Below are 23,604 nucleotides of genomic sequence, written 5' to 3'. Positions count from 1 at the left end.
CGGCAGACCTTATTTCGAGGGCGTGTGAATAACAATAAGCGAAAGGATTGGGATGTAATGAGTTTGATGTGGCGGTCACTTTTGGCCCTGGTTTTCGGGCTGGTGGTAGTAGTACCGTTAAAGGCGGCAGAAGTGGAAGGCGTACGCCTGTGGCGCGCGCCGGATCACACACGCCTGGTTTTTGATTTGAGTGGACCGGCGGAGCACAAGCTCTTTACCCTGAGTGGACCACACCGGGTAGTGGTGGATATTACTGATACCAAACTGAAGGCTCAGTTGGATGCACTGGATCTAAAAGGCACTCCTATCTCTCAGGTGCGCCACGCGCGCCAAAATAAGAAAGATCTGCGTGTGGTTCTCGACCTCAAACGGCAGATCAATCCACGTAGTTTTGCCCTGCGTCGCCACGAGCAATTGCCAGATCGCCTGGTAATCGATCTTTACGACAAAGTTGAAAATCAAGAAAAGACTCTACAACAAGTAAGTAGTGAACGAGATATCGTTATCGCTGTAAATGCTGGTCACGGGGGCGAGGATCCGGGGGCTCTAGGTCCTGGCGGTCTGCGGGAGAAGGATGTGGTGCTGGCGATAGCGCGCAAACTTCAGCGGGAGCTTGATCGAGAGCGGGGATTTAGCGCGAAATTGGTAAGAACAGGTGATTATTTTATTCCCCTGAGACAGCGAGTGAAAAAAGGGCGCAAAATGCGCGCTGATTTGTATGTCTCAATTCACGCCGATGCCTTTACCCGAAAGGAGGCTCGTGGTGCTGGTGTCTATGCTGTTTCCTCTCGAGGGGCGACCAGTGAGACGGCGCGCTTCTTGGCTCAGCGAGAAAATGAGTCTGACTTAATTGGGGGAGCGGGAGACCTGAGTCTGGATGACAAGGATGATACTCTTGCCGGGGTGTTATTGGACCTGTCGATGACTGCGACTATGAATGCGAGTCTCGATATTGGTGCCAGCGTATTGAACTCCCTGGGTAGTTTTACCCATTTGCACAAAAAGAAAGTGGAGCAGGCAAATTTCTCGGAGCTACGCAACCCCGACGTACCCTCAATCCTGGTAGAAACAGGCTTTATCACTAATCCCTATGAGTCTCGACGCTTGAGTGACCCTAAATTCCAACAGCGTATGGCAGAAAAACTCAGCGAAGGTATAGTGGGCTACTTCAACCGTCGGCCGCCGGCAGGCACTTGGCTAGCAGCCAATCAGGGCACCAAGTCGCGACGCCATATAATTGCCCGAGGTGAGACATTGTCTGGGATAGCCGCGCGATATGATGTTTCTGTTACAGCCTTAATGAGGGCCAACGGCATTAAAAACTCAGTGATTCGCGTGGGTCAAACTCTAAGTATTCCCTCGGGTTAATATCGAACCCTATAGCCTTTCAGGCCGGTCAAATAAGCGTTAACAGGCCAGAGTCATGCACGAACGTATCCAACAATTATCGCCCCGCCTCGCCAACCAGATCGCCGCCGGTGAAGTGGTGGAGCGCCCGGCTTCGGTTATTAAAGAGTTGTTGGAAAACTCTCTTGATGCCGGCGCCACACGCTTGGAAGTGGATGTCGATAACGGCGGTATCAAACGTATGAAAGTGCGCGATAACGGTAAAGGTATCGAACGCGAAGACCTGCCTATGGCCCTGGCCCGCCACGCTACTTCAAAGATTCATGTGTTGGAAGATCTCGAGGCTGTAGCGACCCTTGGTTTTCGCGGTGAGGCTCTCGCCAGTATTTCCTCAGTAGCGCGCTTGGCGCTGACCAGCAGCCGTTATGAGAGTGGCAAGGGCTGGCAGGTGAGTGCAGAAGGGCGTGATATGCAGGCGCAGCTATCCCCGGCTGCCCACCCTCGCGGTACCACCGTGGATGTGCGTGATCTATTTTTTAATACCCCTGCGAGACGCAAATTCCTGCGTACCGAGAAGACTGAATTTAACCGCATTGATGACACCATTAAGCGTTTGGCCTTGTCCCGTTTTGATGTCTCCATCAGTTTGCGCCATAACGGCAAAGGAGTGCATAACCTGCGAGCAGGCAGTGGCCGTGTTGAAATGGAACGCCGTGTTGCCCAGGTTTGCGGCCCGGCTTTTATGCAAAATGCCCTGCATATTGATGTGGAACGAAATGGTCTGCGTCTCTGGGGTTGGGTGGCTGAGCCTGCATTCTCACGCTCCCAGGCCGACTTGCAGTTTTTCTATGTCAATGGCCGTGCAATTCGCGACAAGGTAGTGAGCCATGCGGTGCGCCGTGCTTTTGCCGATGTGCTCTATCACGGTCGCCATCCTGCATTTGTACTCTACTTGGAACTGGACCCCGCATCAGTGGATGTTAACGTGCACCCAACCAAGCACGAGGTGCGCTTTCGCGATGGCCGTTTGGTGCATGATTTCCTGTTTGGCAGTTTGCACCGGGCCCTGGCTGATGTGCGACCAGGACAGCGTGAAGAGGCCGTAGAGGAGGCGGCTGAGGATACAGAGGTTGCGAGTGTAGACAAAGTTTCCGGTATCCAGGCCGGAGAGTTTGCTGGGCAGCAGAAGATGCCGCTGAGCAATAGACCATCTCCGGGAAGTCTGCAGCAGCAGATGAAAGCCTACGGTGCACTGCATGAACCCTATCAGGAAGATGCTGTAGTTGCTGAGCCCGTAGCGAGTGGGGCTGGGTCTCCTCGCGCTGTGCCTGCAGTGGCACCAGTGCCCGCAGGCGGTGAAGTAAGTTCCGATGAAGATGTACCGCCGCTGGGGTTTGCTATTGCCCAGTTGCATGGGATTTATATTCTCGCGCAGAACGAGCAGGGCATGATTGTGGTGGATATGCATGCCGCCCATGAGCGCATTGTTTACGAACAGATGAAAGTCGCTCACGCCGCTGGTGGTATCCAGGCCCAGCCGCTACTGGTGCCGGTGAGTTTGGCAGTAAGCCAGCGCGAGGCGGATTGTTTCGAGGAGCGCAGTGAAGTCTTTACGTCTCTTGGCTTTGTATTGCAGCGCGCCGGTCCTGAGACCCTACTGGTGCGCCAAGTGCCTACCATGTTGCATGGCGCGGAGGTGGAGCAGCTGGTGCGTGATGTGCTTTCCGACTTATTGGGACAGGGTGATAGTGAACGTATCGGTGAGCGCATTAACGAAGTGCTTGGCACCATGGCCTGCCACGGTTCGGTGCGTGCCAATCGCCGTCTGACGGTGCCTGAAATGAATGCTCTGTTACGGGATATGGAGCGCACCGAGCGCAGCGGCCAGTGCAATCACGGCCGGCCCACCTGGACCCAGGTTAAACTGGCGGATATGGATAAGTGGTTTATGCGCGGTCAATAAGCGCGAACTGGAAGTAGGTGGTGATTTGAGCGAGCGTACCTCGGGCGACAAACCCCGCGCAATTTTCTTGATGGGCCCCACGGCATCGGGCAAGACGGATCTGGCTATGGCTCTGGCCGACAATCTGCCGGTTGAATTGATAAGTGTCGATTCGGCGCTGGTGTATCGGGGCCTGGATCTGGGTTCAGCCAAACCGAGCCCTCAAGAGCTGGCGCATTATCCCCATCGCCTTATCGATAATTGCGATCCTAGTGAGTCCTATTCCGCAGGGCGATTTCGCAAAGATGCTCTCCAAGCTATGGACGAAATCAGTGCAGCGAGTAAGATCCCTTTGCTGGTAGGCGGAACTATGTTGTACTTCCGCGCTCTCCTAGAAGGTATGGCAAAACTGCCTGAAGCCGATGCCCAATTGCGCGCAGAGATAGAGTCGCAAGCTGAACGAGAGGGCTGGCCTGCTCTGCACGCGGAGCTAGCCGAAGTGGATCCGCAATTAGCGGCAGAATTGCATCCTAACCATTCGGTGCGAATCGAAAGGGGCTTGGAAGTTTACCGTCTCACCGGAGTGCCTTTGTCCCAGTTGCGCCGTGAGCAATCCAGCAGTGGGGTGCAGGAGCGTTACCATGTGAGCCAGCTGGCAATTATGCCGAGGGATCGAGGGCTGTTGCACCAGCGCATTGAGCTGCGCTTTAAGCGGATGCTCAATGCTGGGTTTGTCGATGAGGTGCGAGGCCTGCGTGCGCGTGGCGATCTGCACGAAGATCTGCCGGCAATTCGGTCAGTGGGCTATCGTCAGGTCTGGCATTACCTGGATGGTCGATGTGATTACGATGAAATGGTTGCGGCGGGTGTTGCGGCTACACGCCAGCTGGCCAAGCGCCAGTTGACCTGGCTGCGACGCTGGCCTGACTTGCAAACTTTGTATACTCAGGATGCCGATGGCAGGGTGCGTGAGAATGACGAAATATTGGCGGAAGCCTTGAAATTTCTCGCCTGAGCATCCATAACGTGGTTGGGCTAATAAACGACAAGCTCATTCAGTCAGTTTTCAAAGAGCCGGCCTTTTCGGCTCGCTACTACACTACTTACACGCGTATTCAACCTCAGTCGTTCTTTGATCCGCGCTCTTCGCGGGTGCGATTGCGGCCTGCATACCGCATTCAGCTTTTTGACAAGGAGAAAAAAGATGTCAAAAGGGCATAGCTTACAAGACCCTTACCTCAACGTATTGCGCAAAGAGCGTATCCCGGTTTCTATCTATCTGGTAAACGGCATCAAGCTCCAAGGCCAAATTGAATCTTTCGACCAGTTTGTGGTGTTATTAAAAAATACCGTCAGCCAGATGGTGTACAAGCACGCTATTTCTACAGTCGTTCCGTCTCGCGCTGTACGCGTGCCTCTGCTGAATCCGGCGGCGCAGCACGGTGGTGAGGGTAACGGAGAAGGCGGTGAGCGCGAATCCTTTAGCTGATAGAACCGCGCAATTTGACTAGCGCCCCCATGGCTGGGGCGCCTACAGTAAGCGAGTCCGGAGCGGCTTGCCTGCTGCCACTTCAGTTTGGGAGGCGGGCTAGTGCCCGTTTCCGCAATAGAGATTTCCCATTGTTTTTCGATCGACCGGAATCCGGTGAGCTGGCCGTACTCGTACACCTAGAACTCTCCGCTATCGACAGCCCCGATGATCCTCGTGAATTTGAGGAGTTGGCCCTCTCTGCCGGAGCAGATCCGGTTAGCTTTATCTTTGGTCAGCGTGCAACGCCGGACCCAAAAACTTTTGTCGGACGCGGTAAGCTGGAAGAAATTCATCAGGTGGTAAAAGAGCAGGGCGCGGAGCTTGTGATTTTTGATCACATCCTTTCCCCCAGTCAGGAGCGCAATATTGAGCGTGAGCTGAAATGCCGGGTGCTCGACCGCACTGGCCTGATCCTGGATATTTTTGCCCAGCGCGCACGTACCCATGAGGGAAAGTTGCAGGTGGAGCTGGCGCAGCTGCGCCATATGGCCACCAGGCTTGTACGAGGTTGGACGCACTTGGAGCGTCAGAAGGGTGGTATCGGCTTGCGTGGACCAGGTGAAACCCAGCTGGAAACTGACCGCCGCCTGTTGAGAGCGCGCATCGACTCCATTGAGAAGCGCCTGGAAAAAGTTCGGCGTCAGAGGGAACAGGGCCGGCGCGCGCGAGCTCGTGCGGAAGTTGCCACGGTATCACTGGTGGGTTACACCAATGCGGGCAAGTCCACCCTATTTAACCGCCTCACCGATGCTGAAGTTTATGTACGTGACCAGCTGTTTGCCACGCTGGACCCGACCATGCGCCGGGTTGAATTACCCAATGTTGGCGCCATGGTATTGGCTGATACGGTTGGTTTTGTATCCCATCTGCCGCATAAACTGGTTGAGGCGTTTCGCGCCACATTAGAGGAGGCAGCCCAGGCAACCCTGTTGCTACATGTGGTGGACGCCGCCGCAGAGGACCGCCTGCACCTGATTGAGGAAGTGCAGAGTGTTCTCGAGGAAATTGGCGCAGCGGAACTGCCACAACTGTTGGTGTATAACAAAATTGATCTGCTGGCAGATTGTGAGCCCCGTATTGATCGTGATGAGAATGGTGTGCCGCGTGCGGTGTGGCTATCCGCAGCCACTGGTGCGGGCTGTGAACTTCTGATTGAGGCCATCGCCGAGTGCCTGGGAGAGCAGATGGTGCGTGGCCTGTTGGTGGTGAAGCCACATCAGTCCCGCCTGCGTGCGCAGCTTTACCAGATCAATGCTATCCAGAGCGAAACTTATCGCGATAATGGCGACTGTGAACTGCAGCTGCTATTACCACGCAGTGACTTCCAGCGCCTGCTGGCCCAGTTTACCGTCAATGATGAGGGGCCCGAGTGGTTGCCACAGGTCGATGGTGAGGAAGATAGCGGTGGGGCGGGGCAATAGTGCCCTTATTGCCATTAGTGAAAGATTTCTGTGTGACTGCGGTTGCGACAAACTTGCCTCGGGCTGAGCCCTGGCGGCAATATTTTGCCGGCAGAGGATGCTAGAATCCGCCGGAGTGAAAGCTTAAATGATCAGAGTTGGAGTAAATTAGATGGCCTGGAATGAGCCGGGTGGTAAAGATAAAGACCCATGGGGCGGTGGCGGCGGCAATCGTAATAACGATGGCCCCCCCGATCTCGATGAACTGTTTCGTAAAATCCAGCAGAAGCTGGGTGGCCTGTTTGGCGGTGGCAGCCCCAGCACAGGTACGGGCAACTTTCCCTGGATGTTGGTTATTGGTGTCGCCGTATTGATTTATGCCGGCCTTGGTATTTACCAGGTCAATGCCAACGAGCAGGCGGTGGTACTGCGGTTGGGGAAATACCATTCGACAGAATCTGCCGGGCTGCACTGGAACCCCCCACTAATCGATAACGTCACCAAGGTGAACATGACCGAGGTACGTACCGAGCGCACTACAGGGCAGATGCTGACTGAAGATGCCAATATCGTTGAAGTGGTGCTGACTGTACAGTGGCAGGTAAGTGATGCGGAGTCCTTTGTACTGCGTGTTCGCGAGCCAGTGAAGAGCTTACAGGAGGCTACTGATAGCGCCCTGCGCCACGTAGTGGGCTCCCTGACCCTGAATGGCGTCATCTCGCAGAATCGTACTCAAGTATCCACCGATACTCAGCAGCGTTTGCAGGAGTATCTGGATCTGTATCAGACCGGTATTCGTATTGATGTGGTCAACTTGACCGATGCCAAGGCACCCCGTGAAGTTCAGGATGCATTTGATGATGTAACCAAGGCCCGGGAGGACGAGGTTCGCCTGCAAAATGAAGCCCAGGCTTATGCCAATCAGGTTATCCCGGTAGCACGTGGTCAGGCCCAGCGGATTATCGAAGAGGCGGAAGCTTACAAGGCTCGCGTAGTCGAGAGTGCTCGCGGTGAGGCAGTGCGTTTCGAGAAGTTGCTGACCGAATACGAGCGTGCGCCTGAAGTGACCCGCGAACGTCTCTACCTGGATGCGGTTCAAGAGGTGATGTCCAGTACTTCCAAAGTGATGGTGGATGTCGAAGGTGGCAACAACATGATGTACCTGCCGCTGGATAAGTTGGCGCAGGAGAGTACGACTCATGCGGCCTCACGCAAGGACACCTCACCAATTTTGATTGAGGAAGTCTACCAGCGCATTGTCGAGCGCTTGCGTCAGGACGCTGCCAACGGCCGCCGCAGCCAGTCTGTCCGCTAGGAGGTGATGGAATGAACAACAAAACTTTGGGAATAATTGCCCTGCTGTTGGTCGGCATACTGATAGTTTCCTCCAGCGCTTTTGTGGTTAAAGAAACGGAAAAGGGTGTGCTGCTGCGTTTTGGTGAGCTGGTGCGCACCTATAACGAACCGGGCCTCTTTTTTAAGATCCCGTTCGCGGAAAAGCTGCGCAAGTTTGATGCGCGTATTCAAACTGTGGACTCCAGCCCGGTGCGTATGCTCAACAGTGAAAACAAGTTCATGATGGTGGATTCATACGCCAAGTATCGTATCTCCGATGTGAATAAGTTTTATATCGCTACCCGCGGTGATGAGCGCAATGCAGTGCGTCTGCTGTCTGAGCGGATCAATGATCAGCTGCGCAACCAGTTTGGTGTGCGCGACCTGCACGAAGTGGTCAGTGGTGAGCGCGATGAGCTGATGGCAGAAATCACCAAGAACCTCAATCAAGTGGCGCAGGAGGACCTGGGTGTGGAAGTGATTGATGTGCGTGTAAAGCGTATCGACCTGCCGCCGGAAGTTTCCGAATCGGTGTTCCAGCGTATGCGTGCCGGCCGTGAGTTGGAAGCGCGGGATCACCGGGCCAAGGGTCAGGAGGCCAGTGAGCGTATCAAGGCTAACGCCGATCGCCAGAAAGTGGTAATTGAATCTGAAGCCTACCGCCAGGCAGAAGAGTTGCGCGGTGCTGGTGATGCAGAAGCGGCGGCTATTTATGCCTCGGCTTATAGTAAGAATCCGGAGTTTTACCGCTTTACCCGCAGTCTTCAGGCCTATAAGGAGTCCTTCCAGAGTAAGTCTGATATGCTTCTGGTGGACCCGGATAGTGAATTTTTCCGCTATCTGAAGGACCCCAAAGGGCAGTAAGTCGCCGGGGCTGGTAAACGGCCGCTGATTTTTCGAGTCAGCCAGTTGGATCTGAAGAGGTTAGGTTGTCGTTTCGACAGGCTCGATAACGCTACCTTCCCAGCCGCACTTGATGCTAAAATCATGCAAACCGGGCCTCGCCCGGTTTTTTTGTGGAAGGTGCTGGCGTGCCCCATTAACCCTGACAAACCCGTTTCACCATGACCCAAGCTGATCGCTGGATGTTGCCGGATGGCATCGCGGAAATATTGCCCGCGGATGCTGTTCAGGTTGAGACCCTGCGCCGCCGACTATTGGACCTCTACCATTGTTGGGGGTATGAGTTGGTAATACCGCCGATGTTGGAATTCACTGAATCCTTATTGATAGGGATGGGGCGTGATTTAGATCTGAGTACCTTTAAGGTCACCGATCAGATTTCCGGCCGCACGCTCGGTATTCGTGCCGATATCACTCCACAAACTGCGCGCATTGATGCGCACAGTTTCCCCAGAGCTGGTGCTAACCGCCTGTGCTATGCGGGCCATGTTCTCTACACCCGGCCACGCACCGCGATGGGCTCTCGCGCTCCGATCCAAGTAGGTGCGGAGTTATTTGGCGTGGACAGCCTGAGCGGTGATATTGAGGTGATCTCCATGATGTTGGAGAGCCTGCAGATCGCCGGTATCGAAAAGGTATACCTGGACCTCGGTCATGTCGCCATCTATAGAAGTCTCGCTGCAGTTGCGGGGCTGGATGAGGCTCAACGGGATGAGCTATCGGCCCTGCTTCAGAGTAAGGCCAGCGCCGATGTCTATGACTGGGTGGCGGCAAATGCTGCTGATCCTCAGGTGGCCACTTGGTTACGGGCGTTGCCTGGCCTCGCCGGTGGACTCGACTGCCTGGAGAAGGCACGCGAGTTGTTGAGTGGGACGCCGGCGCCGCTGCAGGCTGCGCTGTCTGACTTGCAGCAGGTGGCCGAGGCATTGAGCGAGCGCTACCCGACCGTGGAGCTGTTTTTCGATTTGAGTGAAGTACGCGGCTATGACTATGAAACCGGATTGGTTTTCGCTGCCTACACTCCAGGCCACGGCCAGGTTCTCGCCAATGGCGGCCGTTACAATGGTATCGGTGCGGAATTCGGTCGTGATCGCCCGGCAACAGGCTTCAGTAGTGATCTGGTAGCCCTCAATACCCTGGGCAGGGGCGCAGTGCCTGAGACCGGGGCTATTCTTGCGCCGGACATGCGCGGTTCAGAGGGCATTGAGCTATGGCGTACGGTTAACGAGCTGCGCCGACAGGGAGAGGTGGTGATTGCCACGCTATCCGGTGGTGCAGACAGCGATCTCCACTCGCGCTGCAACCGCGAGCTGGTGCTCGAAAGCGGTTCCTGGGTGATAAAGCTGCGGGACTGATTGAGAGCGGGCGCAGTGGAAGTGCCGGTATAGATGCGGTGTTTACCGCAAGATCCATTGATGTCGGGGGCTTCAAGCGCCCGCAGAGAGAAACCTGAGTTAGAGATTGATACAGATGGGCAAGAACGTAGTAGTGCTGGGAACCCAGTGGGGCGATGAAGGCAAGGGCAAGATTGTCGATTTGCTGACAGAGCAGGTCTCGCTGGTAGTGCGCTTTCAGGGCGGACATAACGCCGGCCACACCCTGGTTATTGACGGTGAGAAGACCGTACTGCACCTGATTCCCTCCGGTATCCTGCGCCCCAGCGTAACCTGCTTGATTGGCAACGGCGTAGTATTGTCACCAGAAGCACTGCTTAAAGAAATGGCGGAGCTGGAAAAGAAAGGGGTGCCTGTAAGAGAGCGCTTGCGCCTGTCGCCGGCCTGCCCGTTGATCCTGCCTGTACATGTGGCACTTGATCAGGCCCGTGAAAAAGCCCGCGGCGACAAAGCGATCGGCACTACCGGTCGCGGAATCGGCCCGGCTTATGAGGATAAGGTTGCCCGCCGTGGCTTACGCCTCGGTGATCTGTGCAATTGGGATAGCTTCTGTAGCCAGCTCAAAGAGCTGGTCGACTATCACAACTTTGCCCTGACCCAGTATTACAAAGCCGAGCCTGTCAGCTACGAGGATACCTTGGAGCAGGCGAAAACCTGGCGCGAGCAGCTGATGCCGATGATCACCGATGTTGCGGATCACCTGCACAAGGCCCGTGAACAGGGTGAACATATCCTGTTTGAGGGCGCCCAAGGCTCGCTGCTGGATATCGACCACGGCACTTACCCTTATGTAACCTCTTCCAATACGACTGCAGGCGGAACCGCTACAGGCTCCGGCTTCGGCCCCCTATACCTGGACTATGTGCTGGGTATCACCAAGGCCTATACCACCCGTGTTGGTAGCGGCCCATTCCCCACTGAATTGGATTGCGAAGTCGGCCGCTATCTAGGCGAGAAAGGCCATGAGTTTGGTGCTACCACGGGGCGAGAGCGCCGCACTGGCTGGTTTGATGCCGTAGCCGTGCGCCATGCGATTCGTATCAACAGCATCTCGGGCCTGTGCCTGACCAAACTGGACGTGCTTGATGGTCTCAAGGAAGTGAAGATCTGTGTGGGTTATCGTAACTCTGCCGGCGAAGAGATTCCGGTGCCTTTCGATGCCGCTGGATGGGAGGGAGTTGAGCCGGTTTACGAGATTTTGTCCGGCTGGAAGGAAACTACAAAAGGTGTGCGCCGCGAGGCAGATTTGCCCGCGAATGCCAAAGCCTATATCGCTCGTATCGAGGCGCTGGTAGGAGCACCTGTAGATATTGTTTCTACTGGCCCGGACCGCAATGAGACCATTGTTCGCGCCTCATCCGCCCTCTGTGAAATGGGAATACATAACGCTAGCGAATAAGGCGTTTGTAGCCCGGTTGTGAACACACAGTCTGATCTCGGCCTTGCTATTTTAGGTGAGGCCTCTGATTATTAGACTTGATTCAAGTTATTGGTCGAGTGCTTTTAGGAGTACTTTTGATCAGAATTCAACCGGGCCAATCTATGACTTCGACTGTTTCCGTTGCCAGCCGCTATAGCTTTGCGGAAGAGATTGCCAACAGCATAACTCACGGTGTCGGAGCTCTCCTCGCTATTGCCGGCCTAGGTGTTCTCTGTGGTTTTGCTGCCCTGCGCGGCGATGCGTGGCATATTGTCAGCTCTAGCGTTTACGCTACAACGCTGATCTTATGTTTCCTCGCCTCAACTCTTTACCATGCGGTCAGCCATATTGGTGCCAAGGCGATTCTGCGCACACTGGATCACTCCTCAATATTTCTGCTGATTGCTGGGACTTACACGCCCTTTACTTTGGTGACACTGCGCGGTCCATGGGGCTGGTGGCTGTTCGGGATTATTTGGGGACTGGCACTGCTCGGGTTGATAATTCAGTTCACCCCGCTGAAAAAAATTCGCGCCCTGTCTATCACTTTAAGCGCCTTAATGGGCTGGGTAGTCATCGCTGCAATCAAACCACTGGCGAACAGCTTGGAAACCGGTGGCCTGTGGCTGCTAGTAATAGGTGGACTTTGTTATACAGGGGGTATTGCCTTCTACCTATGGCGAAGTCTGCGCTTCCACCACGCTATCTGGCATTTGTTTGTGTTGGCCGGCGGTATCCTGCATTTCTTTGCTGTGCTCTTTTACGTAATCCCCTGAATTTTGTAGCCCTGGTCACAGAGGTGTGCTCCGCCCAGAACTTCCTTCCAGTTCCGCGGTCACGATTAATGCACGGTCGGTTGGGTGACATCAATTGATAAATCCACCTTCCGGAAAGGAGAGGCTCGTTCTAACCTTGAGCGAGCAAAAAGTTGTGTTAAAGGTACTCTCATGCCCAGACTGCACAGGTTCCCTATACTGTTCTACTTTCTCGCCCTTTGCTTGATGTTGCTCTCATTGGCGGGGCAGGCCGCTGACAAGCCGGACCCGGCTTTTGAGAAGTGGGTGCAGGAGTTCCGCAAAACCGCTATCAAGAGCGGCATCTCGCCTCAAGTCTACGACCAAGCATTCAAAGGTATCACCTCTCCCGACCAATGGGTGCTGGACCGCGCCAGCTATCAGCCGGAGTTCAAAGCACCCGTCTGGCAGTACTTCGACAACCGAGTGCAGAAGCGGGCCATTGAGCGCGGTAAGCTGGAAAAGGAGAAGATGAAACCCTGGTTGGACAAAATCCAGAAGCGCTTTGGGGTGGACCCCAATATACTCCTGGCGATTTGGTCAGTGGAATCGAGCTTCGGCGGGATCCTCGGTAACGAACAGGTGATGCGCAATGTGATCCGCTCCCTGGCGACTCTGGCCTATGCGGATCCTCAACGTAAGAAGTTTGGACGCCAGCAGTTGCTTGCAGCCCTGAAAATACTCCAGGCTGGCGATGTAGAAGGGCAGTACTTGCTCGGCTCCTGGGCTGGTGCAATGGGTCATACTCAATTTATTCCCACCAGCTATCAGGCCTATGCTGTGGATATCGATGGCGATGGCAAGCGTGATATCTGGAACTCCGTGCCTGATGCCCTGGCTACAGCGGCCAACCTGCTTTCTAGCAATGGTTGGCAGCGAGGTAAACCCTGGGGTTACGAAGTCAGCATACCTGCACGTAAACTGCCTGGGGGCAAGCTGACGGTGGCGGAGTGGGAAAAGCTTGGGGTCAAACGCGCCAATGGCGAGCCATTCCCCAGCAAGAAAGCGATAGCTGAATTGAAGCTGCCGGATGGGCGTAACGGCCCGGCTTTCCTGGTATTCAAAAACTTTTTTGTGTTGAAGCGCTACAACAACTCTGACCGCTATGCGACGGCAATTGGTCTGTTAGCGGACCGAATCGGCGGCGCGCCGCCCTTGGTGAAGGATTGGAACCGGCCGTTTACTCCTCTCGATAGCGGCCAAGTGGAAGAACTACAGAAACTACTGAAGCAGAAAGGCCTTTATACCGGAGAGGTCGATGGTAAAGCCGGCCCCGGTACCCGCAAGGCAATTAGGACGTTTGAGGAGCGTGCCGGTGTAGAGGTCAAAGGTTTTCCCAGTAAAGAGGTACTGGAGTTACTTCAGCAACAATAGTCAGCTAGAAATTTTCATCCGGCAGCAGGCTGTCCTGTAGTAATTCGAGGTTTTCCACAACTTCCTGGGGCTCGCGGAAATAGGCGATGTGATACATCGCCTCGCCCTCGAGTACCAGGGGAATATTCTGTTTGCCAATAATAATCCCCTCTCCGTTAGATCGCACCTGGTCGAGTTCCTTGCCGTAAGGGTCGGCGATAGTGGCAAGTAGTTCGCCCTCGTATATGTGATCCCCCAGAGTCTTGATATGATTTGCGATACCGCTGTCGCCGGCGCGCAGCCAGCCGCTGCTGCGGGCAATAAACGGTTCTATCGAATTGCCACCGCGGCTTTTTGGCAGCATTTCCAGGTGTCGCATTACGTTGATTACGCCCTTGACCCCTGCGCGTATGCACAGTTCATCAAAACGCAGTGCTTCGCCCGCTTCATACAGTAGGATTCTTACTCCAAGATCGGCGGCGGCTTGGCGAAGGGAGCCATCGCGGATGGAGGCATTGAGCAGCACCGGCACACCGAAAGCTCTGGCCATGGCACGAGTGCTGGCATCGTCCAGGTTGGCGCGCACCTGGGGTAAGTTACTGCGGTGCGCAGCACCGGTGTGAAGGTCGATGCCGTAATCACATTTGGCCACTATCTCCCGCAGGAAGACATGGGCCATGCGAGCGGCTAGGGAGCCCTTGGCTGATCCGGGGAAAGATCGGTTCAGGTCGCGCCGATCGGGTAAGTATCGGGTGTGTTGAAGCACGCCGTAGACATTGACCATGGGAACGGCGATAAGAGTGCCGCGCAGGGACTTGAGGCCGCGGCTCTGAATCAGGCGGCTGATTATCTCGATGCCATTAAGTTCATCCCCGTGTACCGCCGCACAGACAAAAATTGTAGGGCCGGTCCGCTTGCCGCGTTGCACATAGACAGGGATTGCCATATCCGTATTGGTATACAGGCTAACCACCGGCAGGTTTATACGGCGGGACTCCCCCCTGGCCACTGCAATACCGCCAATTTCAAAGTCCAGGGAATCTCGCATATCTCAGCCACACTATTGGACTTAATTGATTGTAGAGGGCGGAAGGGAAAGCGCTGTAGAGCCTTCCCGATAGGTTGTATCAGGCCACTGACCTTAAAGTTTGGCCAGAGAAGAGTCGGGTGTCGAGCGGGCAAAAACCTGGGTGCCATTCAACCAAATATTCAGCGCCGGGTTCCAGTATCCCGAGGTGTGGTACCAGAGGCCTGTTTCGATATCGGCAATAAGGTTGGCACCACGCCAGGGGCTGGGCTCAAGACCAAAGCCGCGGTTGGCAGTAGCCCCGGTTTCGCTATTGCGGGACCATTGTATTGTGCCCTGCGTATCAAAGATGACCAGGGGCTTGCCCTCCGGATTGGTCAGGTAGTGCTCGCTGGTACCTGAGCTCCAATGGCAGAGAAGAGAGCCGCTCAAGGGGTGTTGTATCCAGTGTCCGATGCCGCGTGATTTACCATCAATTTGGTGTGCCTCCGCCCAGATGCCGAGGCCGCTCCAGCTGGTAGTCACACGACGTTGGCGTGTCGACTTGCGATGGGTACAGGTTTTACTCAGGCGGCGTCCAAACGGGTCATAGCGGAAATAGGTTTTGAACTCGCCACACTCTGCGGTACTCATCAGGCCCCAGCCATCGTACTGGTATTGGTAGTCTTTGCGCCCGGGAATCTCCCGCTCACTGGTGATATTGCCGCGTTTATCTCGCTCAATATGTGCCTGGGCAAGTCCAGCCTGGAGAATAGGCGTCGTGAGTTGCAGAGGAGCTTGTCGATCGAATTGCCAGGTTAGGGCGAGACCGCTGTCCAGAGCTGCTAGCCGGCCTGCGTCAAATTTATAGGTGCTGCGAATGTCCCCCTGGACATGTATGTGTTTTTGTCCGTCTATTTCAGTGCGGAGGATTGGCTCACCATTGGCGTCAATTCCATACAGGGATCCGCAAGGTGTGAGGGTATAGGCTAAATCGAGATTATCGGAGCTGGCGTTTTTCAGCCATCCGCGTGAGTCGTACTGATATCTCAGGCTGAAATCGCGAACGTCGCTGCTGTTGTGGTTTTCGGCAATCACCCGATTGCGCTGATCGTATTTAAAGCGCACGGAAGAGTGTAAATTGTTGGCTTGGATCAGGCGCTGATGTGCATCGTAATGAAATTCACAACTCTGGCCGTTGTTGTTGCGGATTCCGGCAATGGAGCCATTTTCATTGTAATTAAAATACCAGCGGCAGTCGTTGTCGCAGTATTCGCTGATACTGCCATCGGTATTGTAGTGCCAGCGCAAATGGCGTTTATCCGGTGTGTGATATGAGACTAACTGGCCGATGGGGTCGTAGTGCCAGCGGTAGTTTCCTTTAGCGGTGTCCAATTGGGTTAACTGACCGTGGGCATTGCAGTGCAGTTCCCAGTTGTTGCCATCGGCAAATTGGATCTGGCATATATTGCCGGCACTATCGTATTCGCAGTGCAGGCTCTGGCTGTTGCCGGCGTGAATTGCATAGGGTAGCCCCCGCTCTGAGTAATCCAGGCCGTATTGGTGCATACCAATATGGGACTCACGCAACTCGCCTTCCGGGCCATAGCGCCACTCGCACCAAGTCTCTTCATTGACTACCAGCGCACTCATCCGCTGCCAGTGATCGTACTCAAAACCCCAAACCTTCTCCCCGCAGCGAACGGCTTGCAGTTGACCTTGTCCATCCCAGGAGAAGTCCACTCGACCGCCCTCAGGGTCGGTAATTTGCGTCAACTGGCCGCGATCGCTGTAGAGGAATTTCCACTCCTGTTGTTCAGGGTCGACAATTGCCAGTGGCCGGCCTTTATCACTAAAGCGATATAGCCATGGCTGGTCCCCGTTGAGTAGTATGCCTTCGGGGAAGCCGTTCTCATCGTATTGGTAACGGTTGCTGACACCTGCGCAAGTGCTGCGCCGGACCCGTCCCAGTTCGTCATAGCGGAAGAAGGTACGCTGCCCATCTGCTCCGATATGCTGGCAGAGATTGCCGTAGCTATCGTAAAGCCAGCTGCGCTGGCGCTGACCCTGGGCTTCATGAATCAGTTGGCCGAAGCGATCAAAGCGCAGCTGCTGTGAGTCCCTGTCGATGGTTTCCACAAGGCAGCTATTGTGTGTGTGCTGCCAGCTGAGGAGGGTTTCTGTCTCCTCTCGCCTCAACTTATGGCAGCGGCCCTGGTGGTCGTACTCAAACTGGGTACTGCCGTTTCGGCTGCAGTGCACCTCAACCAGGGAGAGATCATGGTAATTGTAGCGCTCCCTCTCGCGGCCCCGGTAAACATCACTGAGCAGTCCTCCGTGAAAATCGAAAATGCACAAGGTTTGTTGCTCTTCGGGGGCGTGGCTGTTGAGCAGCTTGATAATGCGACCACCGTGGCTGTGGAACTCCAGCACCCGCCCCCAGGAGCTTACAATTTTCCTGGGCAGTCCCTCGCTGTAGTCGATGGTCAGGGCATTGCCAAACTGATCCCGGATTTCGGTAAGTGGCAGGGCGCTGTTGACCCCGTCGGCACGAAAAATCTTGTGAGGCTCGTTAAATGCCGTGAGGCGATAGCTATGCAGGCTCTGGCGAAACAGCAGCAGGCGCTCAAAACGGTTGTAACAACCGTGGCCAATCGCAGGTAGTTGGAAGTGGACCCTACGCCCTTCCGCAGTGTGTAATTCAACAGTATTGCCCTGTACTGACAGGTTTTCGCTAAGGGAGTGGCGCCAGCCGGCGCCGATGCCGCAGTCTTCGCTAATTGAGGAGCGATAGTAGCGTTTCCATTGAAAGGGCAGTGGGCCCGGTAGTGCCAAGTCAATGCTCTCGAAAGCCAGCTCGCCATTAGCCCCGTTAACCCAACCCTCAATGCACCGGCTGCGCTGCATTGGCGGGACACAGATGTCGAGGGGATTGACTCCGGGAATATTGATCAGGCTTGTCGGGCCATCGCCGATACCGGGCAGTAATTGCCCCACCGGCGCTGAGGCAACAGTGTAGGTATTAACTGATACCTCAGGAGCCTGTGGCCACAGCGGGTGGATATGATCGGTAGAATCGGCTGGTGAAGGTAAGTTCTGAATTTCAGCCAGCCACTGGCAAGCAGCCGCCGGACTCCCCTGTGCGAAAGTAACAGGGGGAGGGCTTAGGGTTTTGAGCAGGTTGGGTACTAGCTGGGTGAGACGTTCCGGTGTCATGCTTCAGCTTCCGGCAAATTGGGTTAGCGTTGTGATTTGCGGATAGTCACATCGGGTGACCGGGGCCTCTGGGTCACATTCTGCTCCTTTGCGAGCATCTGTGGCATGGGCTGGGAGGAGTATTCGAGAATTCCGGCAGTGATGTTATCCCGTCCGCCGAGTTTGTTAGCATCGTCGATAAAGCGGTATACGCTCTCGAGAGCTGGGCGGTGAGTGGCCAGTACCCGTTCTATCGCGTGATCATCCAAGTATTCCGTGAGGCCGTCGCTGCACACCAGCAACAGGGCGTTTTCGGTTAGTTTCCAGCTGTTAATCTCTGCTTCCACTGAGCTTGAGACTCCCAGGGCTCGGGTAATGTGATTGCGTACGTTGGACTGTTTGGCCTGTTGCTGGGTCATTTGGCCGCTATCTACCATCTCCTGTACAACACTGTGATCCCGTGTAAGGCGCTGTAATCCGTAGTTGTTCCATAAGTACGCCCTGGAATCGCCTATATGGGCAACGATAAGGAAGTCATACCACATAACTGCAACAACAATTGTTGTTCCCATTTTGGAAAACTGGGGGTTCAAATTCTTGGTGTTGAGCAGAGCATTATTGGCACTGTTAATAGCCTCAGTCAGGGTCGCTCGCAGAATCAATTGTTGTTGTTCGGGAGTGCAGGAAATAAAGGTGTGTTTTAACAGGTCGTCCATGTGGGACTGGATGGTTTCAGCTGCTATTTTGCTTGCTGTAGCGCCGCCTGAATAGCCTCCCATACCATCGGCAACCACTATATAGGCGAAGGGTTTATCAGAGGATGCATACCAGCGTATGCTATCTTCATTCTCCTCGCGAACTTGACCGATATCAGTGCGCCCGTTGACCGCCAGACTTATCTGATCCATGTCTGGTGCAACTCCCCTTTATTAAATAGCAAGAAAATGCGGCGTATCATTACTACATCCGAATAACAAGTTCTTATGGTAACTTGGCCGCAGACTAAGTTTGAAATTTTTTTCCTTGGTTTGCGATAATAAAACCTTTGTTCACCACTAGAAAGGCATCGCGCCTGTTTAAAAAGGATTCGCTGGCAAAATGCCCCGTTTGCCCAGGCTCAATCTAATAAATATTCCCCAGCATATCGTGCAGGTTGGTCACAATAACCTGCCTTGTTTCTTTGATGAGGAAGATTATCAATATTATTTGATTAGTTTACGCAACGCCGCTGATCAGTACAGCGTTGATGTTCACGCATACGTTTTGTTGCCCAATATGATTCAGATCATTGCGACACCCCGGATTCCCGATGGAATATCCTCGATGATGCAATCCCTGGGGCGCCGTTATGTCCAGTTTGTCAATCACCGGTACAAGCGTTCCGGTACTATTTGGAGGGGGCGTTATAAGTCCAGCTTAATTGATTCCGATGCCTATTTGTTGACTTGCTACAGGTACGTCGAATTACGCCCATTGTACTTGGGGTTGGCAGACTCTCTGGGCAATTATCAGTGGTCGAGCTTTAATCACCATGTGAACGTTAAGCATGACAATTTGATTAAGGATCATCATTTATATATTGCTTTGGGGGAGAGGGCCCAGGAGCGTGCCCAAGCCTACAGAAAGCTTTTTCGCTACAGCTTTGATCGCCGCCTGCTCGATTACATTGCCGAGACGATTAAATTGGGGCATGTTTTGGGCGGCGATGCATTTAAAGAAAAAATTGAACAAATCGCTAATCAAAGAGTGCGTCCGCTAAAGCGCGGTCGTCCCAGAAAAGCAAAAAAAATCGAAGAAAAAGCTATGGAAACGAAATAAATAAAAACGCATGATGGGTACAGGGAAGTAGCGGAAATCGCTGCACAGTTTTTGCTGCCATTGGAAAGTTGATAGTGAGTAGAGCCACCATAGCGGCGGGGTTTCACATTCCCGGCGAGGATAAAAAGGAAAACGACATGGAATTGGGCACTGATAAGCTAAAGGTCGCAATTATCGGCGATTTCAGTGGGCGAGCTAGCCGTCGCCAGTGTGAGCCAGGTACTATCGGTCAGCGCAGGGTTTACTTGTTAAACCGTGATACCTTTGAAGGGGTTTTTGCCGACCTGGGGGTGAGCCTACAGCTGCCGGTTATGGAAAAACCGCTGTTTCTTCCCTGTTTTGATGACTTGCATCCGGACTACCTGTACAGCCGCCTGCCGCTATTCAAAAAATTTATTGAGCTGGAGCAGCGTCTGCGCGATCCAGCGCAATTCCAGCAGGCCGCTGAGGAAATTCAGCAGTGGAAGCCCGAATTGCGTGAGTCCTCCACTGAGGCCAAGTCATATTCAGCTGATAGATCTTTTTTCGATGAAATTCTTGCAGCAGGCCGCGAGCGCCATGCCATAGAGAATGGCAGTACCTTCGAAGTGGACCAGTTGATCAAGGATATCGTTGCGCCCTATGTGCAGAAGAGTGCCGACCCTCGCCAGGGTGAATACCTTAATGCACTTACTGAAGCCACTTCGGATGTGATGCGCAAGTTGATGCATCACAGTGATTTTCGCCAGCTGGAGGCAAGCTGGCTCAGCCTGCAGTTTTTACTCAGGCGTTTAGAAGAACATCCCAATTTACAGCTGTATCTTATCGACATAAGTAAAGAGGAGTTGCTTGCCGATTTTGCCAGTGCGGAGAGTGACCTGGAAAATTCACAGGTTTTCAAGTTGCTAGTCGACCGGGAGACTGCATCAGGCAATCGCCCATACAATTTGGTTCTAGGCGATTTTTATATCACTGATGAGGAGCGGGACCTGCATCTGCTGATCGACCTTTCCACTATCGCTGAAGCGGCTGGCAGTGCTTTGTTGTTAGGTGGTGATACCAAGTTGGCGGGCTGCCCCAATTTGGCAGGGTCTGTTGACCCCGATGATTGGTACTACCCCTTGAGTGAACGTTTTGCAGATAGCTGGCAAGCTGTGCGGGAGTACTCTGGGAGTGAGCATGTGGCGTTGGCGGCCCCCCGATTCATGTTACGCCTGCCTTTTGGCAGCGAGACGTCTACCACTGAGCACTTTGATTTCGAGGAGTTGACTCCCGAGCAAGGACATCAGTATTACCTGTGGGGTAACAGCGTTTATCTGCTGGCTTTGGCTATATGCCAAGAGTTCTCCGCAAGTGGCAGGCTTCGTGCGCCGTCATCGGCCATTTATGAAAGTCTGCCGCTGCATTTGCGCAAACTACCCCAGGGACAGTGGATTACCCCCTGTGCCGAGGCTTTGCTTACCGATCGCGGAGCAACAAGGTTTATGCAAGCGGGGCTCAGCACTATGCGCTCTGTACAGGGACGGGACCAGATAATTCTGCCCCGATTAACTTCCCTTGCCGGTGGGACCCTGAAAGGCCCCTGGGACTAAAAGAAACGAACTGAGTTGTATTTGGCAGCTCGGATTAATTGATATGACTGGCAGATTTTTCCCGGTTATTTTGCGTGGCCTGGCGGCTTCCCGAAGCTGCCCGTGTTATTGCAAAGTTTATTAACAGCGTGAGTCAGGAAGACATGGATCTAATTCTCTCGGTATTGGCTGATCCCTCAGGGGCCAATATGCTCAAGCACACAAAACTGTTCACGAAAGAGGGGGGCAGTTTAGGTCGCTCTGCGGATAACTACTGGGTGTTGCCGGATCCCGACCGCGTTGTCTCTTCCAAGCACGCACAGATCTCTTTCAGTGAAAATCAGTTTTTCCTGACAGATACCAGCACCAATGGCACCTATCACAATGATGGCGATAGCCCCCTGGGCAAGGGCAATAAAATAGCGCTTAAAGAGGGGGATATTGTCAATGTAGGGGAGTATCGTCTCAAAGTGACACTGCGCAAACCGCAGGCAAAAAGTGACCTGCCTAAGGGGCTGGACAGCGCAGATTTTCTCGATACTTCGGATCGTACTACTTTTAATGCCAGTGCCATGGCAAAGATGCAGAGCCAGGCAGAGGCTAAACAGCTGGATAACTGGCTGGAACCTGGTGCCGGCAGCAGTAGTGATATCTCCCAGACCGGTGAGTGGGGCTACGTTGCTTCCGGCAGCCAGAGTGCGCCTTCAGGAGATAGCCTACTCGGTGCGGATTCTGGCCCCCTAGATCCACTTTCCGCTTTTGACAAGCCACAGACTTTTGCTGGCACAGAGACTCCCGGTCTGGGATCGCTGTCTGGAGCCGCCGGCCAGGATAATTCGGGCCAGTGGCCGGACGATGAATGGTGGAAAGATGGCAGTGATCAGGACCATGTACCTGCGGACCGTCATGCAGTACATATCGCTCCGGAGCCACAGCCTGTGGAGCCAATGCCTCCCGCACAGCCACAGGTAACACCACCACAACAGTTCCAGGCTCCCCCTGTGCAGCCTCAGTTGGTGCAACAGCAAGCGCCAGTGGTTCCACCACAGATGCCTGTCACGCCTCCTCAGCCTCAGGTTCCACCGGCCCAGGTCCAACCGCAGATAGCTCCTCAAACTCCACAAGATAACCCGTTCGCCGATTCCTTTGCGGCGATACAGGGGCAGCAGGTTGAAGGTGCTCCAGGTTTTGATGCGTCTCAGGGACTGGCGAGCGGCCCGGCCAATTTTGCCGCGCAGGGGCAGAGTTTTTCCCAGCTACAGCAGCCGCAAGCTCAGCCACAGGTGCCCGAACCGCAGCCCCAACCACAACCGGTGGCACCACCATCCGTCCCCAGTACTGGTGTGCTGGCCTCGACTCTGGGCCTGAATATAAACCCGGCCCAGCAACAGTTGGCTGACCAGCAGGCGGCGGAGATTGTACGCGAGACCGTTGCGCGCTTGATTGACCTGCTGCGTGCGCGTACCAGCATTAAAAATGAGTTGCGTGTACAGCGCACCATGATACAGACCGAGGCCAATAACCCACTTAAATTCAGTGCTACAGAGCGCGATGCCCTCGAAGCGATGTTTGCCGGCAATGGGGCCTTTATGCAACCTAAAGAGGCTGTGCGCGATAGCTTCGATGACTTGTCGGATCATCAGGTGGCAGTGCTCGCCGGAATGCGTGCAGGTTACAGCGCGATGCTGAAATATTTCAGCCCTGACAATATCGAGCGTCGCCTGGGAAACACCTCGGGGATGTTCGGCAATAAAAATGCAAAAAAATGGGAGGGCTTCACTGCGATGTATCACGACCTGGTTGGTGATCCCGATGCCTGTTATCGCAAGTTATTTGGCGATGAATTTGCAGTGACTTATGAAAATCAATTGTCTGAGCTGAAAAATGCCAGACAATTGAAAAATTAATTAATTGATCGAAAAAAAAGGGAGTTGGTCGTGTCGATAAGAAAATTATTGCATTTCACTTTGCTGGGAATATTAGTGGTTACCCTGACGGCTTGCCAGACCACCAGGCGTACCCTGAATCTGGAGACCAGTGTGGAGTTGTCGGTAAATATCCGCGAGGACGTCAATCCCGATGATGACGGGCGGGCTTCGCCAGTTGTGGTGCGGGTATTTATGCTGGCTGATGACCGTCAGTTTGCCCGCGAGGATTTCCTGAACCTATATGAAAATGCACAGTCGCGGCTGGGCAAGGATTTGTTGGATACCGTAATCCTGAAAGAGTTTGCTCCCGGAGAACAGCGCATAGAAGAATTGCAGCTGACTCCGGATGTAAAATATATCGGCCTTCTGGCTGAATTTGTGCAGTATCAAAAGGCCGACGCTCTGCTGGTCTTGCCGATTACGGATCACAAGAAAAATGAGTACCGCGTAGCCCTGGCCGATACCCGTATCGGTACGCCAGATGATATTAATAAGCGCCGCCGCGGAATTGTTTCTCCTTTGTCTCGTCAGGATTCCGGAAAGCGCCAGAGCGATACTGTGACTATTTCCAGCGAAGATTATGAGGCGATGCAAAAACGCCTGCAGGAAATGGAAAAATCTAAATAGATCGGTAAACCTTTCTGATCAGCCCCTTTTATTGAGCCCCTCCTGAAGCGAGATGGGCCCT

At 54.0% G+C, this 23,604-nt stretch carries 18 protein-coding genes; 15 read left to right on the top strand and 3 right to left on the bottom strand.

Features of this window, described 5'->3' with window-relative positions; genetic code table 11:
* Window positions 1-57: 57 nt before the first annotated feature.
* From ACCI49_RS05120 to ACCI49_RS05070, 11 genes are all read left to right on the top strand, one after another.
* The gene (locus ACCI49_RS05120; protein ID WP_371837901.1) at window positions 58-1,368 is read left to right on the top strand and encodes an N-acetylmuramoyl-L-alanine amidase; all 1,311 of its coding nucleotides are present in this window, start codon (window positions 58-60) and stop codon (window positions 1,366-1,368) included.
* 55 nt (window positions 1,369-1,423) lie between these two features.
* A complete protein-coding gene (mutL, locus tag ACCI49_RS05115; protein ID WP_371837900.1) occupies window positions 1,424-3,310 on the top strand; it encodes a DNA mismatch repair endonuclease MutL in 1,887 nt (628 codons plus the stop codon).
* Window positions 3,311-3,380: 70 nt separating this feature from the next.
* Window positions 3,381-4,304, top strand: a complete 924-nt coding sequence (gene miaA, locus ACCI49_RS05110) for a tRNA (adenosine(37)-N6)-dimethylallyltransferase MiaA (RefSeq protein ID WP_371837966.1) — start codon at window positions 3,381-3,383, stop codon at window positions 4,302-4,304.
* Between the two features lie 189 nt (window positions 4,305-4,493).
* Window positions 4,494-4,778 (top strand): RNA chaperone Hfq, encoded by a 285-nt coding sequence (gene hfq / locus ACCI49_RS05105; protein WP_020413623.1) that lies wholly within the window; start codon window positions 4,494-4,496, stop codon window positions 4,776-4,778.
* A gap of 131 nt (window positions 4,779-4,909) precedes the next feature.
* Window positions 4,910-6,241: a ribosome rescue GTPase HflX gene (gene hflX, locus ACCI49_RS05100; RefSeq protein ID WP_371837965.1), complete on the top strand. Its 1,332-nt coding sequence runs from the start codon at window positions 4,910-4,912 to the stop codon at window positions 6,239-6,241.
* A gap of 151 nt (window positions 6,242-6,392) precedes the next feature.
* Window positions 6,393-7,535, top strand: a complete 1,143-nt coding sequence (hflK, locus tag ACCI49_RS05095) for an FtsH protease activity modulator HflK (protein ID WP_371837899.1) — start codon at window positions 6,393-6,395, stop codon at window positions 7,533-7,535.
* 11 nt (window positions 7,536-7,546) lie between these two features.
* Complete coding sequence (gene hflC, locus ACCI49_RS05090) at window positions 7,547-8,419, top strand: protease modulator HflC (RefSeq protein ID WP_371837898.1); 873 nt, start codon at window positions 7,547-7,549, stop codon at window positions 8,417-8,419.
* Between the two features lie 200 nt (window positions 8,420-8,619).
* Window positions 8,620-9,813: an ATP phosphoribosyltransferase regulatory subunit gene (locus tag ACCI49_RS05085; protein ID WP_371837897.1), complete on the top strand. Its 1,194-nt coding sequence runs from the start codon at window positions 8,620-8,622 to the stop codon at window positions 9,811-9,813.
* Between the two features lie 115 nt (window positions 9,814-9,928).
* Window positions 9,929-11,251 (top strand): adenylosuccinate synthase, encoded by a 1,323-nt coding sequence (locus ACCI49_RS05080; RefSeq protein ID WP_371837896.1) that lies wholly within the window; start codon window positions 9,929-9,931, stop codon window positions 11,249-11,251.
* A 116-nt stretch (window positions 11,252-11,367) separates the two neighbouring features.
* Window positions 11,368-12,048: a PAQR family membrane homeostasis protein TrhA gene (gene trhA / locus ACCI49_RS05075; RefSeq protein WP_371837895.1), complete on the top strand. Its 681-nt coding sequence runs from the start codon at window positions 11,368-11,370 to the stop codon at window positions 12,046-12,048.
* Window positions 12,049-12,219: 171 nt separating this feature from the next.
* A complete protein-coding gene (locus ACCI49_RS05070) occupies window positions 12,220-13,440 on the top strand; it encodes a lytic murein transglycosylase (RefSeq protein WP_371837894.1) in 1,221 nt (406 codons plus the stop codon).
* Between the two features lie 4 nt (window positions 13,441-13,444).
* On the opposite strand, the gene ACCI49_RS05065 is transcribed toward ACCI49_RS05070, so the two are convergent.
* The 3 genes from ACCI49_RS05065 to ACCI49_RS05055 all read right to left on the bottom strand — a co-directional run bounded on the left by ACCI49_RS05065 (window position 13,445) and on the right by ACCI49_RS05055 (window position 18,528).
* Window positions 13,445-14,467 (bottom strand): succinylglutamate desuccinylase/aspartoacylase family protein, encoded by a 1,023-nt coding sequence (locus ACCI49_RS05065; RefSeq protein WP_371837893.1) that lies wholly within the window; start codon window positions 14,465-14,467, stop codon window positions 13,445-13,447.
* Window positions 14,468-14,560: 93 nt separating this feature from the next.
* Window positions 14,561-17,641, bottom strand: a complete 3,081-nt coding sequence (locus tag ACCI49_RS05060) for a DUF6531 domain-containing protein (protein ID WP_371837892.1) — start codon at window positions 17,639-17,641, stop codon at window positions 14,561-14,563.
* Between the two features lie 23 nt (window positions 17,642-17,664).
* A complete protein-coding gene (locus tag ACCI49_RS05055; RefSeq protein WP_371837891.1) occupies window positions 17,665-18,528 on the bottom strand; it encodes a Stp1/IreP family PP2C-type Ser/Thr phosphatase in 864 nt (287 codons plus the stop codon).
* A gap of 190 nt (window positions 18,529-18,718) precedes the next feature.
* Here ACCI49_RS05055 and ACCI49_RS05050 point away from each other — a divergent pair, with 190 nt between their 5' ends.
* From ACCI49_RS05050 to tssJ, 4 genes are all read left to right on the top strand, one after another.
* Complete coding sequence (locus tag ACCI49_RS05050; RefSeq protein ID WP_371837890.1) at window positions 18,719-19,438, top strand: transposase; 720 nt, start codon at window positions 18,719-18,721, stop codon at window positions 19,436-19,438.
* Window positions 19,439-19,512: 74 nt separating this feature from the next.
* Window positions 19,513-21,009 carry a type VI secretion system contractile sheath domain-containing protein gene (locus ACCI49_RS05045; RefSeq protein ID WP_371837889.1) on the top strand — a complete coding sequence of 499 codons (1,497 nt, stop codon included), beginning with the start codon at window positions 19,513-19,515 and terminating at the stop codon, window positions 21,007-21,009.
* A 74-nt stretch (window positions 21,010-21,083) separates the two neighbouring features.
* Window positions 21,084-22,895, top strand: coding sequence for a type VI secretion system-associated FHA domain protein TagH (gene tagH, locus ACCI49_RS05040; RefSeq protein ID WP_371837888.1), 1,812 nt, complete (start codon window positions 21,084-21,086; stop codon window positions 22,893-22,895).
* Window positions 22,896-22,925: 30 nt separating this feature from the next.
* Window positions 22,926-23,543: a type VI secretion system lipoprotein TssJ gene (tssJ, locus tag ACCI49_RS05035; protein WP_371837887.1), complete on the top strand. Its 618-nt coding sequence runs from the start codon at window positions 22,926-22,928 to the stop codon at window positions 23,541-23,543.
* The last annotated feature ends 61 nt before the right edge of the window (window positions 23,544-23,604 follow it).

Source organism: Microbulbifer epialgicus, assembly GCF_041447265.1.
GTDB lineage: Bacteria > Pseudomonadota > Gammaproteobacteria > Pseudomonadales > Cellvibrionaceae > Microbulbifer > Microbulbifer epialgicus.
The sequence above is the reverse complement of the archived record's forward strand: the minus strand, read 5'-3'. Positions and strand labels throughout refer to the sequence as shown.